The sequence below is a fragment of the Pseudohalocynthiibacter sp. F2068 genome, from assembly GCF_023015645.1.
In the GTDB taxonomy this organism is placed as follows: domain Bacteria; phylum Pseudomonadota; class Alphaproteobacteria; order Rhodobacterales; family Rhodobacteraceae; genus Pseudohalocynthiibacter; species Pseudohalocynthiibacter aestuariivivens.
The window spans coordinates 278,248-295,713 of sequence record NZ_JALKAK010000004.1; the positions used below are offsets into that span (position 1 = coordinate 278,248).

General features: G+C 53.5%; 14 protein-coding genes. 12 read left to right on the top strand and 2 right to left on the bottom strand.

Annotation, left to right across the window (positions count from 1 at the left end):
- Window positions 1-105 precede the first annotated feature (105 nt).
- The gene (locus MWU63_RS07360) at window positions 106-1,233 is read left to right on the top strand and encodes an efflux RND transporter periplasmic adaptor subunit (protein ID WP_213888485.1); all 1,128 of its coding nucleotides are present in this window, start codon (window positions 106-108) and stop codon (window positions 1,231-1,233) included.
- 1 nt (window position 1,234) lies between these two features.
- Window positions 1,235-4,381, top strand: coding sequence for a multidrug efflux RND transporter permease subunit (locus tag MWU63_RS07365; protein ID WP_247077420.1), 3,147 nt, complete (start codon window positions 1,235-1,237; stop codon window positions 4,379-4,381).
- A gap of 998 nt (window positions 4,382-5,379) precedes the next feature.
- Here the strand turns inward: MWU63_RS07365 and MWU63_RS07370 are convergent.
- On the bottom strand, window positions 5,380-6,600 hold the full coding sequence (locus MWU63_RS07370; protein ID WP_213888482.1) for an NAD(P)/FAD-dependent oxidoreductase: 1,221 nt from the start codon (window positions 6,598-6,600) through the stop codon (window positions 5,380-5,382).
- Between the two features lie 24 nt (window positions 6,601-6,624).
- On the bottom strand, window positions 6,625-7,704 hold the full coding sequence (locus tag MWU63_RS07375) for a methyltransferase domain-containing protein (protein ID WP_213888481.1): 1,080 nt from the start codon (window positions 7,702-7,704) through the stop codon (window positions 6,625-6,627).
- A gap of 116 nt (window positions 7,705-7,820) precedes the next feature.
- Here MWU63_RS07375 and MWU63_RS07380 point away from each other — a divergent pair, with 116 nt between their 5' ends.
- The 10 genes from MWU63_RS07380 (at window position 7,821) to MWU63_RS07425 (ending at window position 17,181) form a co-directional block, all read left to right on the top strand.
- Entirely contained in the window at window positions 7,821-8,867 is a 1,047-nt protein-coding gene (locus MWU63_RS07380; protein WP_246531665.1) for a helix-turn-helix domain-containing protein, read from the top strand.
- Between the two features lie 713 nt (window positions 8,868-9,580).
- Complete coding sequence (locus tag MWU63_RS07385; RefSeq protein WP_213888480.1) at window positions 9,581-9,811, top strand: hypothetical protein; 231 nt, start codon at window positions 9,581-9,583, stop codon at window positions 9,809-9,811.
- A complete protein-coding gene (locus MWU63_RS07390) occupies window positions 9,811-11,283 on the top strand; it encodes a TolC family protein (protein ID WP_348646219.1) in 1,473 nt (490 codons plus the stop codon). The genes MWU63_RS07385 and MWU63_RS07390 overlap by 1 nt, the downstream gene beginning before the upstream one ends.
- 16 nt (window positions 11,284-11,299) lie before the next feature.
- Complete coding sequence (locus MWU63_RS07395; protein WP_213888479.1) at window positions 11,300-12,652, top strand: copper oxidase; 1,353 nt, start codon at window positions 11,300-11,302, stop codon at window positions 12,650-12,652.
- 39 nt (window positions 12,653-12,691) lie between these two features.
- On the top strand, window positions 12,692-13,222 hold the full coding sequence (locus MWU63_RS07400; RefSeq protein ID WP_247077422.1) for a cupredoxin family protein: 531 nt from the start codon (window positions 12,692-12,694) through the stop codon (window positions 13,220-13,222).
- A 41-nt stretch (window positions 13,223-13,263) separates the two neighbouring features.
- Window positions 13,264-13,548, top strand: a complete 285-nt coding sequence (locus tag MWU63_RS07405; RefSeq protein WP_213888478.1) for a copper-binding protein — start codon at window positions 13,264-13,266, stop codon at window positions 13,546-13,548.
- A gap of 111 nt (window positions 13,549-13,659) precedes the next feature.
- Window positions 13,660-14,091, top strand: coding sequence for a cytochrome c (locus MWU63_RS07410; RefSeq protein ID WP_213888477.1), 432 nt, complete (start codon window positions 13,660-13,662; stop codon window positions 14,089-14,091).
- A gap of 1,085 nt (window positions 14,092-15,176) precedes the next feature.
- Window positions 15,177-16,475 carry a DNA methyltransferase gene (locus MWU63_RS07415; protein WP_247077424.1) on the top strand — a complete coding sequence of 433 codons (1,299 nt, stop codon included), beginning with the start codon at window positions 15,177-15,179 and terminating at the stop codon, window positions 16,473-16,475.
- The gene (locus tag MWU63_RS07420; protein WP_247077427.1) at window positions 16,472-16,951 is read left to right on the top strand and encodes a DUF5681 domain-containing protein; all 480 of its coding nucleotides are present in this window, start codon (window positions 16,472-16,474) and stop codon (window positions 16,949-16,951) included. The genes MWU63_RS07415 and MWU63_RS07420 overlap by 4 nt, the downstream gene beginning before the upstream one ends.
- Window positions 16,952-16,983: 32 nt before the next feature.
- On the top strand, window positions 16,984-17,181 hold the full coding sequence (locus MWU63_RS07425; protein ID WP_213888474.1) for a hypothetical protein: 198 nt from the start codon (window positions 16,984-16,986) through the stop codon (window positions 17,179-17,181).
- The last annotated feature ends 285 nt before the right edge of the window (window positions 17,182-17,466 follow it).

Below are 17,466 nucleotides of genomic sequence, written 5' to 3' on the forward strand. Positions count from 1 at the left end.
GATCAACGAAAAAATACGATGCTTCAGGTTGTTGCTTACTGAAATTCAGTTAAGGAGTAGTAGTAACCAGGCCGACTCACCTGCAAACAAGACAATCGGATTGATATGCGAAAAATTCTGTTCCTCGCGACAGCTTTGTTAACCTTACAGACTTTTCAAAGTGTGAGTGCCCAACAAGCGCCCCCTCCAGTTACCGTGGCGAAACCGGTTGTGAAGACAATTGTCGAACACGATGAATTCGTTGGCCGTTTCGATGCGCTTGAAAGAGTGGAAGTACGCTCACGCGTTACCGGTTATCTGGACAGCGTTCATTTCAAAGATGGTACATTGGTCGAGGCCGGGGAACTGCTGTTTTCCATTGATAAACGCGAGTTTCAGACGGCCCTGCTTCAGGCAGAGGCACAAATCGACATCGCTGAGGCTTCTTTTGATTTCAGCAAAGGGCAACTCTCCCGTGCCGAGTCACTGATCCAGAACGGCAATATTTCTCAGAGTGTTGTGGATGAGCGTCGCGAGAGACATCTTGAGGCCCGAGGCAACCTTGAACAAGCGAAAGCCGCTCTGGAGCGTGCGCAGATTGACTACGATTATGCGGAAATCCGGGCGCCAATTTCGGGACGCATCGACCAGAAACTTCTGGATGTGGGAAACTTGGTAAATGCGAATGCGACAATTCTGACCACCATCGTTTCGCATGATCCCATCTATTTTTTCTTTGATATCGATGAACGGTATTATCTGTCTTACGCAAGGGACGCCCGCACGCGCGGGACTACGCTGCAAGAAGGCGGCGGCGGATTGGAAGTTGTAGTTACGCTGTCCGATGAAAGTATTCCGCCCATCTCCGGGCACCTGGATTTTTCTGAAAATCGGATTGATCCTGCAACTGGTACAATGCGCATCCGCGCCGTTCTGGGCAATGCAGAAGGTGTATTGACCCCGGGCCTTTTCGGGCGTGTGAGCGTGCCGGGATCATTACCCTACGAGGGTATTCTTGTGCCTGACAATGCTATTGTTGCCGACCAGAATCGCCGACTGGTGATGATGGTTGATGAAGCAGGCAACGTCAGCCCAAGACCTGTTCTGCCCGGGCCGAAAGTGGATGGGTACCGTGTAATCCGTGAAGGGCTGACTGGCAGTGAAACCATTGTTGTTTCAGGCATTGTCCGCGCCCGCCCCGGCGCTGTGGTGACACCGGAGCTGGTCGTGCTTCCGCCAGTGGCCGGTCAATAAGATGGGTAGTTTCTTCGTTGATCGCCCAATATTTGCGATCGTTATCTCGGTTGTTCTGACGATACTTGGTGGCATTGCGTACACGCAGTTGCCTGTCGCGCAATATCCGCAGATCGCGCCACCTTCGATTGTGGTGCGCGCGAATTATCCCGGCGCAGATGCTGCGACGGTGGCGGCAACCGTGGCGACCCCGCTTGAGCAGGAAATCAACGGCATCGAGGGGATGCTCTATCTGTCCTCTTTTGCGACGTCTGACGGCTCGATGAGTCTTACCATCACCTTCAAGCAGGGGACCGATCTGGATACCGCGCAGGTGCTGGTTCAAAACCGGGTTTCGATTGCCGAACCCAGGCTTCCGCGCGAGGTACGTGATCTGGGTGTGACAACAACGAAAAGCTCGCCAGATCTGATGATGGTGGTGCATATGCTGTCGCCGGATAACAGTTTTGACCAGCTTTATGTGTCAAATTATGCGCGGTCCCGGGTACGTGACCTGCTTGTGCGGTTAGACGGTGTGGGCGATTTATTGCTTTTTGGAGAGCGTGAATTTTCGGCTCGCGTTTGGCTGGATCCTGAAAAACTGTCGACCTTGGGACTGACTGCCGGAGATGTTGTTGCCGCGCTGCGTGAACAGAACGTTCAGGTGTCTGGCGGTTCTCTGGGTAGCCCGCCCAATGAAGGGGGCACCGCCTTTCAGGTAACCATTACAACCGAAGGCCGACTGGAAACGCCAGAAGAATTTGGCAGGGTGATCGTGCGCTCGACGGACGCCGGGCGTATCGTCAGGGTGCGCGACGTCGCAAGAGTGGAAATTGGTGCCAAAAGCTACACCACGAATTCCTATCTGAACAACAACCCTGCTGTGGCGCTTGGTGTTTTCCAGCGCCCGGGCTCCAATGCTTTGGCGACCGCAGAAGAAGTCCTGCAAGTTATGGAAGAACTTTCCAAAGACTTCCCACCCGGACTGGAATATCAGGTTGTCTACAATCCGACAGAATTTATCGAAACGTCGATCAACGAAGTCTATAAAACGATCTTTGAAGCTATCCTGCTGGTTGTTGCAGTTATTGTCGTGTTTCTACAAAACTGGCGCACGGCGATCATTCCGCTGTTGGCAATCCCGGTGTCGCTTGTCGGCACCTTTGCCTTCATGCTTGTCCTGGGGTTTTCGCTGAACCTGCTGACTTTATTCGGTCTAATCCTCGCGATCGGCATCGTTGTGGATGATGCGATCGTCGTGGTTGAGAATGTCGAACGTAATATCGCCGACGGCCTGTCGCCACGCGACGCTGCGGCGATAACGATGAAGGAAGTTTCGGGCGCCATTATCGGCACATCTCTGGTACTGATTGCGGTCTTTGTTCCGACGATTATGGTGCCTGGAATTACCGGGCAGTTCTACACTCAATTTGCGGTAACGATTTCCATCGCAACAGTGATATCGACCCTCAATTCACTTAGCCTGTCACCTGCCCTCTCTGCAATTTTATTGCGCTCCCACGATACCAGCGCGCCCACCAATCCCATCAGCCGTTTCCTGTCCCTGCTGGGTGCGGGCTTTAACAGCGCATTCGCGAAAGTGACGCGCCGGTTCGAGGCAACCGTTGCCATGTTGGTCAGCAGTTGGCGCGGGCTCTCTGCTTCTTTGTTGGTCTTCGTCGCGTTGTTGGCGGGGACCATCTATATGTCTCAGAAAGTGCCGACCGGGTTTATTCCGGACGCGGATCAGGGCTATGCAATTGTGGTTGTGCAGCTACCGGACGGCGCTTCGCTCGAAAGAACCGATGCCATCATGCGGCAGGCTTCAGATATAGCATTGGATACACCGGGCGTTGCCAATGCCGTTGCATTTGCTGGGTTTTCAGGGGCAACATTTACCAATGCATCCAATCAGGGCGTGATTTTCACACCCTTCGACAGCTTTGAAGACCGTGCCATTAGTGGGCTGTCCTCCGGGCAAATTGTCGGGTCGTTGTTTGGACGAATGCAGTCGCTCCGCGAGGCGTTTATCATCGCAATACAACCCCCTTCAGTGCGCGGCGTCGGCAATGGTGGCGGCTTCAAATTGCAACTCAAAGATAGCGAGGAAGCGGACATCAGCAGGGTCTTGGGCGCCGCCTATGCGATTATGGGAGCATCGCAGACCTCTGACAAAGTCACAGGTGTTTTCACGACATTTTCCGCGAATAGCCCACAAACCTATTTAGATATTGACCGGGTGCGGGCGCAAATCCTCAACGTGCCGATAGGCAACATATTTGAAACGCTGGCGATTAACCTTGGCTCGGCTTATGTGAACGATTTCAATGCTTACGGTCGTTTGTTTCAGGTGCGTGCCCAGGCAGATGAACAATTCCGCCTAGAGCAATCCGATATCGCCGCTTTGAAGGTTCGCTCTGCAACCGGCGCGCTCATCCCACTGGGCACGTTGGTCAGTTTCCGCGAAACTGCAGGGCCTATTCTGATCCAAAGGTATAACCAACAGGTATCTGTCCCTATTCAAGGCTCTGCCGCTGCCGGGGTTGCAACTGGTGATGCGCTGTTGGCGATTGAGGCGATGGCCGACCAAATCGTTCCTCCGGGCGTAAGCTATGAGTGGACAGAGCTTGCCTTGCAAGAACGCAACCAGGGGAATACCGCTGTTTACGTCTTTGCACTGTCTATCGTCCTAGCTTTCCTCTTTCTGGCCGCTCTTTACGAAAGCTGGGTTTTGCCCTTTGCTATTATTCTGATTGTGCCGTTGTCTATGTTGTCCGCGTTGATTGGCGTCAGCTACCGTCAGATGGACAATAACATTTTGACACAGGTCGGCTTGATCGTCTTGATCGGGCTTGCGGCGAAAAACGCAATTTTGATTGTGGAATTCGCCAAACAGGCACAAGCTGAAAAGGGAATGGGTCCGGTCGAGGCTGTGTTGGAAGCCAGCCGCCTGCGCCTGCGTCCAATTCTGATGACTGCCTTTGCTTTCATCCTGGGTGTCGTGCCTTTGCTGATCGCGACGGGCCCTGGTGCGGAAATGCGCCAAGCCTTGGGAACCGCTGTATTCTCGGGCATGTTGGGTGTGACACTGTTGGGCTTGTTTCTGACACCGGTCTTTTATGTCGTGCTTCAGCGGATGTTTGGACACCGCAAGGCGCGTAGATCCTAGATCGAAGGTCAGGCACCTTCACACCCAGTGTTTAAGCTTTGACTGCACAACAGATTTTTTCGAAGGTTGCGGTCTGAAAAAGTCTTCTTCGTTTTAGTCGTCGTTTGTTGAAAATAGCGCGTTGCCGCGCGAATTGTTCAATGCATTTTTTAGAAGATTTGGACTATGCCGCCGTTATTAGTCGTCCAGAAATCAGCTCGTGCCCGGGTCATCATTCGCTAATATTCGCTGCCAAGTGCCAAACGAATGGTCCGGGTTGTGGTTTCAACGGGTCGACGCAACACTTTAATCTTTTTTGAAAGATGGAGATGTGCGAACGATCTGAATTTTTGGCCTTCAATGTGAAGCCAAACGTGTTTGGCGGATTTTTCAGCAGAGCAGGCAATGGTCGTTGAAGAGTTCATCGGTTTCTGTTGCCAGCGGCATCCCATTCCAGTTTGTTTCACGTTTCTATTTGCTCCGCATTGCAATGAATCTGGGCACAGGTTTTCCGAGATAAAAGCTAACTGAACTGCTTCGCATGATCGGATCAAATCCGAATGCTTAGAAATACAGGGCCAGTCGTTGAGGCAAAGACCCACGTTAACCATCCAACGGCACAGCGTAAACAGGTAGAAATCAGCCGCTGTCGGGCCGTTTACGTTCAAAAATGCGTACCGCGAAAGCTGATCTTCAATCACTGACAACCTTTTTCTCAAGTGGTTTAGCCCCGGTTTTGAAAAATCTACCGGTGTATCTGGGCGAAAAAGCGGGCTGAAACTCTTGTGAACTCCTAAATCTGAACGAAACTTAGAGCCATATGTTACGGAGTGTTGGAGCGTGGTTCGAAGGGATGCGGTGTTCTAGGCCAATGTCGCGTAACAGGTGATCCGGTAAACGAGCAATTGCTCGGCGATCTTTTACGCAGTGCCAACGTTCCGCCCACCAGTTCAATATTTGTACGACCCCATGTCGAGTTGCGTACCGCCTATCTCCATAATTTGCTTGCTTGATCGACGTCATTGATCTGTTCCTTTCAATGAAAAGGGTTGCGGTTTTTTGGAATTGGCAATGCGGTACACGGATTGAACTTCATCGGACGAGGCCATTCGCGACGCTATGCTGGTTGCAATACGTTTTGCGCTTATTCCGGCCGCATGAAAGAAGCCCTGGAAGATCACGCCGTAACCGGTGAACCAGAGTCCGGGATTGTGAACATCCGCTTGACCCATTGGGTGCAAAGGATAGCCCTTGCTATCCAGCGCCCCAAGATTTCCAAATAATTCATCAAGACCGGGCCGATAGCCAGTGGCGCAGATCACTACATCCGGAAAGATCTCGCGTCCGTTAGACAACTCAACAGCAGTCGGCGAAAAGCCTACGGTTTCCTCGACCGCTTCAAAGCGTCCAGCCTTGAGCGCAGCTACAAATCCATCGTCCAATGCGAATGTCACACCATCTTTGATCATTCGTGTGCCACCACCCAAAGAATGTCGGCGCAGTCCGTAGCGGCGCAAGTTGCCAAAGAACAACCGCTGCATGATCACAAAAATTGGATCCAGCGACCATTTGGGTAAACACGCGAACAGGTTTGCAAGACGGTGAAGCGGAAATCCGAGAACTCCTGCTGGCAAGATCGCCGGGCCGTGTCGTACAGACACCCAAACCTGCGCGGGATTGCTGCGCGAAAGGTGATTCAGGACATCCGTACCGGAGTTTCCCGCACCGATAACCAGTACTTTTTTACCATCATATTCAAGCGGATCAGCAAAATCGGCGGCGTGGATAACTTTTCCGCCAAATTCGTTCATGCCCGGCCAAACCGGGATGTCCTTCAACTTTTCCCGTCCGGTTGCTACGATCAGATACGCACAGTGATAATCGCCCTTGTTCGTTTCTATGTGCCAGATGTCACCTTCGCGCTGCACAGCGAGAACACGCGTCTCGAAATGGACCTGAGCATCCAAATTATCTGCATATTCGACCAGATACTCTACAACTGAATCCTTGCGCAGGAAGGTATCGTTGTTGCGGATAGTCCGGTGACCTGGAAGACGGGCAAAGTGTCGGTGGATATTCAGGCGAAGTTTCGGGTGACGCGCACGCCAAGGTGCGGCGACACGGTCTGATGCCTCCAGAATGGTGACCGGGATACCGCGCGCACGCAGTTCCTTGGCCACAGCAAGGCCAGAAAGACCCGCGCCGATCACGATCGCGTTTTCCGATTGGTTCGGTTTCATTGTGAAAATCCTTAAAAAGAGCACCTAGTGGCGGGCGAGGAAATAAGCGTTGATCGGATCGTGCGGCAGACGGCAGGTCTCGATCTGCCCAAAACCTGCGATGGCGAGGAATTCCTGAGCCGTCTCAATACCCCACATTGCGCCAAGCCCCGGACCACCTTGGCCGATCGATACCGGTGTGCAATGCATGAGGGACAGGGTGTAGAGGAGCGGCGAAAACGGGTTGTCGATGTTTGTCGCCAGATCGCGAGAGCCACCAATATCCTGCATCAGGAAAACCCCGTCCTGCGCCAGTGAGTTGAACACAAGGCTCAACAGGCCCTGGGGGTCCTTCTGGTCGTGGACCGCGTCGAAGGCGGTGATAAGATTAAATTTTCCAAGCGAAGCAACCTGCGACAAATCCTGGGCGCGGAAGGTCAAATTCGACAGATTCAGCCGCGCCGCCGTAATTTGCGTTTCGGCAAATGCATCTTCGCAAAGATCGATCCCGGTAAAGCGGCTGGCGGGGAACGTCATGGCCAGGTGCATCATCGCGCGACCAGCACCGCAGCCCACATCAAGAACATCGACACCGCGTTCCAGTTGCTCAACTAATCCGGGTACAAGCGGTAGAATGTGATCCGTCAGGGCCGCCACAACAAGTTGCCCGCTGTCTTCCGCCATTACTTCGTGAAACCGGCCGTAATCGTGATAATGCGTGCCCGCACCATCGCGAAACCTAGCGACCATTTCCTCCTCAATGGATGCAATCACGCCAATGAACTGGCAGGTGACCGCCATGTTATCCGGACTTGCAGAGCGGGTCAGGAAGGCCGCGTGTTCAGCTGGCAACGTATAGGTTTTGGTTTGCGGCGTGTACTCAACCACGCCCGACGTCACCATGACCCCCAGCCATTCGCGAACATAACGTTCAGCCAACCCAGCTTTTTCGGCCAGCTCCTGAGACGTTGCGTTCGGCATGGCAGCAAAGACGTCAAACAGGTTGGTGCGGTGGCCAAGCGAGGTCATCAAGGCAAGTGCGGCCCCGTTCAGCGCGCCAACCAGATGGGTTGCAAAGGCTTCCGCTTTCGCGTCGTCAAAGGCGATTGTAGATTGTTCGTTCATTGTCGTTCTCCGGCATCTAGCCAACAGGTTGGTTTACTTTCTGCGCTGGTATTGCCGGACTCTTTCGAGTCATGATATGCTCTAAAACGATTGAAACGGTGAAAATCGGACACTTCATGACGATGACAAAACCCGCTTGCCGTACAGCTGTGGTGACGATGCCCTGCGCCGGCACTTCGACGGTCTTCTGTATTCTTGACGCTCTGGCGTCCGTCGGGCGCGACTGGGAAATGCTGCACGGAACGCAACCTAAGCCACCAGTTTTCGATGCAGCGCTGCTCTCAATAGATGGAGAGAGCTACATCGACATCAACGGACGGCGGATCACCCCGGATGGTACGCTAAAGGGCTTTGGTCAACCCGACTTGATCATTGTTCCTGATCTGCATTTTGATCCCAGTGCGCCGCTTCCAGAGGAATTTGCACAGATTATTCCCTGGCTCGTTAATGCGCATTCTAACGGCGCAATGATTACATCGGTCTGTTCTGGCGCGTTGTTGCTTGCGGCAGCCGGTCTATTGAACGGCCTGGACGCCACAAGCCATTGGGGTTTTTGCGACGTGATTGCTCGGCGTTTTCCCGAAATCAGAGTGCGGCGGGAAAGAATTCTTGTTCCAGCCGGCGAAGGACACCGGATTGTGACGGCGGGCGGCGCATCGGCATGGGGCGATTTGGTGCTCTATCTGGTTGGACGTATTGCGGGTCAGGAAGAAGCACGACGCATAGCGAAGATTTACTTGCTGCAACCACACAGCGAAGGGCAGTTGCACTATGCCTCGCTCGTTGCAGGCGCCCAGCACGAGGATGGGTTGATCGCAGAGGCGCAGATTTGGGCCGCAGACAATTACGCGCTGGCGACGCCGGTTGCCGCAATGGCTGGCCGTTGCGGCTTGACTGAGCGTAGCTTGTTGCGTCGGTTTCGTAAGTCGACGGGGCAAACGCCGGTCGAGTATATTCAGACGCTGAGGATCGAAGAAGCTAAGCAAATGCTGGAGACGACAGACATGCCGATCGAAGAGATTGCAGCAGAGGTTGGCTATACTGAAACATCAAGTTTTCGGAATGCATTCCGCCGATACGTTGGAATGCCGGCTTCTACATATCGCAAGAAACGGCTGTCGCCGATTTCAACCTCTCCCTACAAAGTGGTTTCCACGGGATAGTCAGATCTTGCATTCGTGATACAAAAGCTCAGCCAAAATCCTGCAATTTCTGCATAGATATTGGCATAGGGTCGAACCTGAAACCTTCCTGTACTGGAAGGTTTGTCGAAATTTTAAATATAGTTACCATATGATTAGGTAGTTTTACGGAATTCCCTTAGCTGATCACATTTTTTTGATTGGTGAACCTTCACCTAAGGCGAACTTAAAGGGTTGCCAAGGGATTGAACTATGTTATCGAAAAGGATGGAACGCAAACGCAAGCCAGTTTGGGCAGTGATTTTACTCTATGCGTTGGTCTTTATGATCTCGCTGAGTGGCCCGATATCTGCGAGTGTTGATCATTCGGAACACTGTGGTGGCAGCCAAACGCTTGCTTCGGTTGTCGTTGTGAATGACCAATCCCATTCTCACGAAGTATCAGCAACCGACACTCGAGATGAAGAAGCGAGGGCTCCATTTGAAGCTCCTTCAACCTGTATGCCTCATATTTGCTCCGCTGTTGAAACCAGAGCCTTCTGCAGCCCCGTCCTTCTAGGACCCATCGTAGCTTCCGTTTTCATTGAGCCGGATGAAACAGTTCTCTTAGAAACGGTTTACGGCCTCCACCGTCCTCCAAACACCTGATCCAACCGGTTTTCCGGCAAACTTCCTGCTGACACGGCCTTTCGGGTTTGTCGGTATCGAAAACTTGCAAATGATCAGGAATTTTTATGCGATCTCTTATTCTAGCGGCAGTGCCGTTTACCATCCTATCGGCTTGCGCCGTGCCGGATACCGCTCTCAGCAACCCTTTTTCCGGGCCTGATGATCCGAGCATTGGAATTCGTACTGTCACTGCCCCAAGCGGCGTGGCGGGGTATACGCCACGCACCCCTTCCGGACCTGCACCTTGGCGTCAGTCAAATGACGAACAATCCCCCGCTCACGGAGGGTCGAACTGATGCGCATGTCGATTGTTAAACTCACAGGTGTTGCAAGCTTTGCCTTTCTATCCGCTTGCGCGTCTCCTGAACTGACTGCCCAGTATTCCAGTCAGCGAGCAGGCTTTGCCTCAGTTTCGGAACGGACAAATGCCTTAACCGGCCAAGACGCAGTCTGGATTCAAAACGCAGCAGAGGCCAAAGCGAACGCCGCGCGTGTTCACAATCTCGTTCACCAAAAAACCATAAGTGCTGACACGGCTGTTCAGGTTGCCATCCTGAACAACAAGGGGCTTCAGGCTGCTTATGCAGAGCTTGGTCTTTCCGCCGCCGATATCTGGCAACAAACACTGCAACCTAATCCTACAGTGTCGATTGGCGTTCTGGGCATCGGAGCAGATGGGCTTGGTGGATTTCGATCTGTTGAAGCAACGATTGCCAACAATCTGCTTTCACTATTCACGCGTGACAGCAGAGCAGGCATAAATGAGATCCGCTTCCGTCAGGCACAACAACGCGCAGCTCTGGAAACTCTGCGTGTCGCGGGCGAAGCGCGTAACGCATGGATTAACGCTGTTGCGGCATTTGAAGCAGGCGGTTTGATCCGGCAGGCACAGGAAACCGCAAACGCATCCTCAGAACTCGCGGCTCGTTTGGGCGAAACTGGTGCGTTAAACATAGCTGGGCAAGCACGAGAACATGTCTTCTATGCGGAACTGACGGGTCAACGTGCACAAGCAACGCTTGCTGCAAGGCTCGCCAAGGAGGCTTTGACTAGGCAACTGGGGCTCTGGGGAACCGAGGTCGACTACTATGTTCCCAATGCCCTGCCAGCGCTCCCGCGCTCTGTCTCTCGACGGCCCAATATCGAAGCTGAAGCACTGAAAAACCGGATTGATCTGTCAATTGCCCGGCTCGAACTTGAGGCGGTTGCAAAGGAACAAGGTCTTACCGAGGCAACACGGTTCGTTACCGATCTGGAAATCATTGTTGGGGTCGAGTCAGAACGCGAACTGGATGCTGGCGATCGGGTAACCGAAACAACGCCGCAGGTCGAACTGGAGTTTGCCATACCAATTTTCGATAGCGGTAAAGCACGCCTTCGCAGAGCCGAAATGATCTATATGCGCGCGGCGAACCTGTTAGCTCAGAATGCGGTAAATGTACGCTCGGAGGCGCGTTCCGCCTATCTGGCTTACACGTCGACGCATCAGATTGCGCAACACTATCGCGACGCTGTTTTACCGCTTCGCCGCACGATCGAGGAAGAAGCGTTGCTTAGCTATAACGGCATGATCACCAACACTTTTGAACTGCTGGCTGACACGCGTGCGCGGTTGAATAGCAACATCACAGAAGCATCTGCACGTCGTGGATTCTGGTCGGCTAACGCAAACCTTGCTGCTGCGGTCTACGGCGGTGGCGGCTCTACTTCAGTAGGCGGAACAGCAACAGGAAGTGACGTTGCCGGTGGCAGCGGTGCAGGACATTGAGCAAAGGATTAGAACCATGAACAGACGTCAGTTACTTGGCGCCGGTGCAGCGCTCGTCACAACCAGCGCCTGGGGTCAAACCTCGAATATGGGCTTGCCCGAGGCCGCGATTATGGAAAGCGCGGCAACGCAAACACCAATACGGCCAACATCTGGCCCTGATTACACCCCTGTCGTCACGCTCAACGGCTGGACACTGCCATATCGCATGAATGGTAATGTAAAAGAGTTTCATCTTGTCGCGGAGCCTGTCGAACGTGAACTGGCCGAGGGAACAACGGCGTTCCTCTGGGGCTACAACGGTCAGTCTACAGGTCCAACCATTGAGGCGGTTGAAGGAGACCGGGTTCGCATCTTTGTCACTAACAAGCTGCCGGAACACACCACCGTGCATTGGCATGGGATTATCCTTCCGTCCGGAATGGACGGTGTTGGCGGACTAAGCCATCCGGGAATCCCGCCCGGCAAGACCTATGTCTATGAGTTCGATCTCACAAAAAGTGGAACATTCATGTACCACCCACATGCCGATGAAATGGTGCAGATGGCGATGGGGATGATGGGTCTGTTCATCGTGCATCCGCGTGATCCGTCTTTCATGCCAGTGGATCGGGATTTTGCTTTCCTTATGAATGCGTTCGACATCGCCCCCGGCACCTATATTCCGCGTATCATGACGATGACCGACTTCAATCTCTGGACATGGAACAGCCGGATTTTCCCGGACATTGACCCGTTGGTCGTAAACAAGGGTGACAGGGTGCGCGTGCGCGTCGGAAACCTGACAATGACAAATCACCCGATCCACATGCACGGCTATGATTTTGAAGTCACCTGTACCGATGGCGGTTGGGTGCCACCTGGCGCCCGTTGGCCCGAAGTGACAATTGATATTCCGGTCGGCGGGATGCGGGCGTACGAATTTGATGCCATGCACGAAGGTGACTGGGCCATACATTGCCATAAATCGCACCACACGATGAATGCGATGGGCCATGATGTTCCCACCTTCATCGGTGCCAATAAGTCTGAATTGACGCGCATGATCCGCCAGCAGCAACCTGAATACATGCCGATGGGTACCGCCGGCATGGCTGACATGGCCATGATGGAAATGCCGCTCCCAGACAATACCGTACCCATGATGACAGGATGGGGGCCGCATGGACCTATCGAAATGGGTGGCATGTTCTCGGTCGTAAAAGTCCGGGAAGGCATCGGAGCCGACGATTACTCGGATCCCGGTTGGTACGAAAACCCCCCTGGCACTCAAGCCTATGAGTGGACAGGCGAATTGCCGGAAATCACTTCGAATGACAGCCCTAAAACCCAACTTTCGCCGCGCCCGGAGGGCAACGCGAAAGGTTAACCCACCCCGGCAACGTCCGGATTACAAAAGGAAGAGCAGATGAAACAGATTTTACTGGCAAGTGCGATGGTACTGAGCGGCAGCGCAGTTCTGGCAGGCGGGTCCCACAGCGACGGCCATGGTCACGGCGACATGATGACGGATGGTGATGCAGATCATCACGCCGAAATGATGGAGATTGGTCGGCCAAGTGACCCCGAGAATGTCACGCGCGTGATCGAGATCAAGATGATGGAAACCGAAGACGGGGACATGATTTTTGAACCGACGGTTCTTGAAATCACCCAAGGTGAAACCATCAAGTTTGCCATCGAAAACATCGGCGAGCAGGAGCATGAATTTGTGATGGACACGATGGCTTCTGTTGCTGAACACAAAGCGTTGATGGAAGAATTTCCGTTTATGGAACATGATGACCCCAACGCTGTCCGCCTGCTTCCGGGTGAAAAGGCCGAGATCATCTGGTCTTTCGTTAACGACGGCGGCTTTGAATTTGCGTGCCTCATACCCGGTCACTACGAATCCGGCATGCATGGTCCGCTCGCTGTGATTAAAAACCCGGATTCGTGAAACGCAGCCCCAACAAGGCTTAGGAATTAAAGGAAATCGATATGATCAATGTAAAAACACTCGCTCTCTCGGCGGCAATATTCGCAGCGTCGATTTTGACCGCTTCTGCAGAAACTTTCACCAGTGGGGTCGTTAAGAAAATCGATCCAGAGGCGGGTAAAGTCACAATCATCCATGAAGAACTTGTGGATCTGGGAATGCCAGCGATGACGATGGTTTTCCGCTTGGCCGACCCAGAGATGTTAGACGTTATGAGCGAAGGGCAGGAAATTGAATTTCTGGCAGATCGAATTGAGGGAAAGCTAACAGTCACTGAATTTCGATAGTGAAAGCCAACGAGGCCGCTTAGGTGGCCTCGTTCAAAAAAGTTTGGTCGAACGATTGCGTCAAGACCAACTGGCATGAAATGGCACCCGACCGAGAGAAGGAACAAGTCAATGAAATTTAAAATAGCTTTGGCGGTCGCACTGATTGCTGTTGCAGTAATTGCGTACAACAATTTACGAATGCCCAATCACGACACCATGCCAATGACGGCTGCAGCGAGCGGTGCGCCAATGGTTGAAGTTAAACTTCCGGTGCTAACCGGTAACGAAATTCTGGGTGAAACAGCGTACAACGCGAAATGCGCATCTTGTCATGGCACCAACGCCGCAGGCAAAGAAGGGGATGGACCTCCGCTGATTCATAAGATTTATGAACCGAGCCATCATGGCGATTTTGCAATCCAAAGTGCTATTGAAAACGGTGCATCCGGGCACCATTGGCCGTTCGGCAACATGGCCCCCGTTGAGGGGCTGACACAGGGGGAGATCAAGAACATAATCGAATACATTCGCGCACTTCAGCGCGGGAACGGTATTCAATAGTGAACGAGATTATTAATATGGTGCTGTGCCGCTATTGCAGCATCAAAAAATGCGCGCCAAATTTGTTCAGCTCCAAATTGATCCACCTAGTCTGGAACACGAAACGTTTCCGAGCGCGTAGCCATCAAAGGATGCGTTGAAGTCCAATGCGGATTTCAGGAAACTACGGAAGCCTTTGTGCAGTTCTTCTAGCATGAGGGTGTTGGTGACTTTGGGGGAGAGCATCCGGGACGCCGTGTAGCTCCCTCGCCACCTGCGGTATGCGGGTTCGAAGGGAGATGCGGACGTCTTATGGCTTTCTGTCGGGATGCAGGTGCTTTGGAATAGGTCAACGGACGTAAAATATGCCGTGTCTTGATTGGCTTAGATACGCAGCGTTATGCATGATCTGTGCCTCACCTTAATGGCGCACCAGAACATCACGACCTCTAAGTCATTGGTTTTGTGGAAAATGTTGGTGGTCGCAGTCTGCGTCGAACCCGTCTCAGGTGGAATTCCCTGATTACAGGGAATTTACAGGGAAATTTTCCGATTACGACGTGATATCGGCACGATCTGAAGAATTGGCTCCTGATATTGGGCGTGTTTACAAAGCGTTAGTGCCCAATTCCCTGTTTTCGAGTTATCAGGGAATTTTCGCCTTTTGATCAGGGAAATTCCCGACGAGTTCAGGGAAGGTCCTTGACGTTTCTGGGAACCCGCCGGCTGCCAGATCGGCGAGGCTGGGCTCGTTGCCGGACGGGCTACGTATTGGCCAGCGAACGCGACTTCTCGTTCCATCTTGTGAACGAGAATGTTCCTTCTATGTTCTCGTTGGGCGATTCTACTAGTGAAGCAGTATCGGTCCGCACGGACAACCTGCCCAAAGGCGCCCTCCGGTAAGGACAGCCCCTGGCAAGCAGGTTCCGGGCGCGGATAATTCGCCAGGACAAGTCGTCGCCGACGAAGCCGCGTCACTCTTAAGCCGGGACCCGGTAAGCCCGTGCTCCGATAGGACCACGGCAACTTTCAATCGACATAGAAAGCCAGTTTGGCGACGAAGAACGCGAGGTTTTTTTAGACCCGCCAAAAAAAGGAGCAAGCAAATGACTTGCCTTATCGAGCATATCGCGATCCGCGATCTCAACCCCTGGGCGCGGAATGCCCGGACCCATTCGAAGAAACAAGTTCGCCAGATTGCGGACAGCATCGAGACCTTCGGATTCACCAACCCGGCACTGATTGATGAACGGCGAACAATCCTTGCGGGTCATGGTCGTATTGAAGGGGCGAAGCTTCTTGGCATAACCAAAGTGCCGTGCCTTCGGCTTGACTACATGAGTGAAGAGGAGAAACGGGCCTATGTGCTGGCGGACAACAAATTGGCCCTCAATGCTGGCTGGGATGAGGATCTGCTGGCTGTGGAGCTTGGGGCGCTCATGTCGGCTGATCTCGAGTTTGATGTATCGGTGACCGGTTTTTCCATCCCTGAGATCGATGGATTGCTGGAAACCGTGGCGCCGGAGGAACCGGGCGTTCCTGACGATGATGTTGTTCCGAAACTGGCGCTGGCACGAGTGCAACTGGGTGACATCTGGCAGCTGGGCCGGCATCGCCTGGCCTGTGGTGATGCGCTTGAAGCGGATGTGATCTTTTCGCTGATGAATGGTGAAGATGCCCGGATGGTGTTCAGCGATCCACCCTACAATGTGCCAATTGATGGCCATGTCGGCAACTCCGGCAAGATCCAGCACCGCGAATTTGCCATGGCATCAGGTGAGATGAGCCAGCAGGAGTTCACCGCCTTCCTGGAAACAGCATTCCGCAATCTCGCCAAGCACAGCGTCGATGGTTCGATCCACTTCCTCTGCATGGACTGGCGTCACATGTGCGAGATGCTGACTGCGGGGCAGGGGGCCTATGACGAGATGAAGAACCTGATCGTCTGGGCCAAGGACAATGGCGGTATGGGCACGTTCTATCGCTCCCGCCACGAGCTAATCTTCGTGTTCAAGCAGGGCAGGGCGCCGCATATCAACAATTTTGAGCTTGGCCAGCAAGGGCGCTACCGCACCAATGTCTGGGAGTATCGCGGGGTGGACAGCCGGCACGCTGGGCGCATGGAAGAACTGGCCCTGCACCCGACAGTGAAGCCGGTTCAGATGATTGCGGACGCGATCCGGGATGTATCGGGTCGGGGCGACATCGTGCTCGATATCTTCGGCGGTTCGGGATCAACGCTGATCGCGGCGGAAAAAACCGGCCAGCGCGGGTATCTCTGCGAGCTCGACCCGATCTATTGCGGCCGCATTCTGGCGCATTTGGAAGCCTACGCGAAAGATGAGGCCGAGCAGACGGTCTGCGGCTGGCCGCAAGAGATGCAGGTTCGGGAGGCCGCGGAATGAGTGATCGTGAAGGCAAGATTGGTGCGGGCCTCACGGCAACGACCGGCTACGACGTTGGTTATGGCAAGCCCCCAGCGCACGGCCGGTTCAAGCCCGGTCAGTCGGGTAATCCACGTGGGCGCCCAAAAGGCGCAAAGAACAAACGGCCCAGGCTCAATGAAGAGCGCCTCAAGGACATCATTCTCGACGAGGCCTATCGCGAGATTACGGTGCGCGACGGGGATCGGAATATCGCCGTGCCGATGGCGCAGACCGTGATCCGAGCGATGTCGGTAAAGGCCGCCAAGGGCGATCACCGTTCGCAGCGTCTCTTCGCCGAACTTCTGGCCTCGACCGAAAGTGCCAGCAGGATATTGCATGACCGATGGATTGAAGGTGCTACCGAGTACAAGATCGAATGGGAAAAAGAGCTGCGTCGGCGCGAGGCACTGGGAGTTGCTGGCCTTTCTGAACCCTTGCCGCACCCCGACATGTGATCATCGATTACAGATCCGGGACAGCCCGTATCATGGGGCCGATGACAAAAGAGGAAAAGGTTGAATGGGATGATCTGGTGCGTACCAAGAAAGTGCTGGAAGACGGCATTGCCGATTTGAGCGATATACTCGAAGTCGAGGAAGATGAGTCCGAGCGCGCGCGCATTCAACACCACATTCAGCTTGGTCAGGAAAGCCTGGATGCCATCAGAAAGGCCATTCCGGATTGATCGATGGTAGGTGGCGTCCTGAGTGTGGGCAGCGGTTTTTAAAACCGCCGCCTAGCGCCTTTCTTTTGTTGCGGTGACGGGTGTTGAATGCGGGCATTCGGAGGTAAGCAGCGGTGGTCCCGCTCCAAAACAGACCTTCGTAACCTGCGCAGCAAACTAACGCTTTGAACCCAATTTGATCACGATTTTATCGAAAGCCTATTACTGCTGCGAAACCAGTAGGAATACTTTGACACCGAGATTTGCAATGCTTCTATTGAAGCAAGCGCACGGCTCAAACACGAA

Coding starts and splice junctions, on each gene's coding strand:
- MWU63_RS07365 (WP_247077420.1), top strand. CDS start 1,235: ATGGGTAGTTTCTTCGTTGATCGCCCAATATTTGCGATCGTTATCTCG.
- MWU63_RS07375 (WP_213888481.1), bottom strand. CDS start 7,704: ATGAACGAACAATCTACAATCGCCTTTGACGACGCGAAAGCGGAAGCC.
- MWU63_RS07410 (WP_213888477.1), top strand. CDS start 13,660: ATGAAATTTAAAATAGCTTTGGCGGTCGCACTGATTGCTGTTGCAGTA.
- MWU63_RS07360 (WP_213888485.1), top strand. CDS start 106: ATGCGAAAAATTCTGTTCCTCGCGACAGCTTTGTTAACCTTACAGACT.
- MWU63_RS07390 (WP_348646219.1), top strand. CDS start 9,811: ATGCGCATGTCGATTGTTAAACTCACAGGTGTTGCAAGCTTTGCCTTT.
- MWU63_RS07405 (WP_213888478.1), top strand. CDS start 13,264: ATGATCAATGTAAAAACACTCGCTCTCTCGGCGGCAATATTCGCAGCG.
- MWU63_RS07370 (WP_213888482.1), bottom strand. CDS start 6,600: ATGAAACCGAACCAATCGGAAAACGCGATCGTGATCGGCGCGGGTCTT.
- MWU63_RS07400 (WP_247077422.1), top strand. CDS start 12,692: ATGAAACAGATTTTACTGGCAAGTGCGATGGTACTGAGCGGCAGCGCA.
- MWU63_RS07415 (WP_247077424.1), top strand. CDS start 15,177: ATGACTTGCCTTATCGAGCATATCGCGATCCGCGATCTCAACCCCTGG.
- MWU63_RS07420 (WP_247077427.1), top strand. CDS start 16,472: ATGAGTGATCGTGAAGGCAAGATTGGTGCGGGCCTCACGGCAACGACC.
- MWU63_RS07425 (WP_213888474.1), top strand. CDS start 16,984: ATGGGGCCGATGACAAAAGAGGAAAAGGTTGAATGGGATGATCTGGTG.
- MWU63_RS07380 (WP_246531665.1), top strand. CDS start 7,821: ATGACGATGACAAAACCCGCTTGCCGTACAGCTGTGGTGACGATGCCC.
- MWU63_RS07385 (WP_213888480.1), top strand. CDS start 9,581: ATGCGATCTCTTATTCTAGCGGCAGTGCCGTTTACCATCCTATCGGCT.
- MWU63_RS07395 (WP_213888479.1), top strand. CDS start 11,300: ATGAACAGACGTCAGTTACTTGGCGCCGGTGCAGCGCTCGTCACAACC.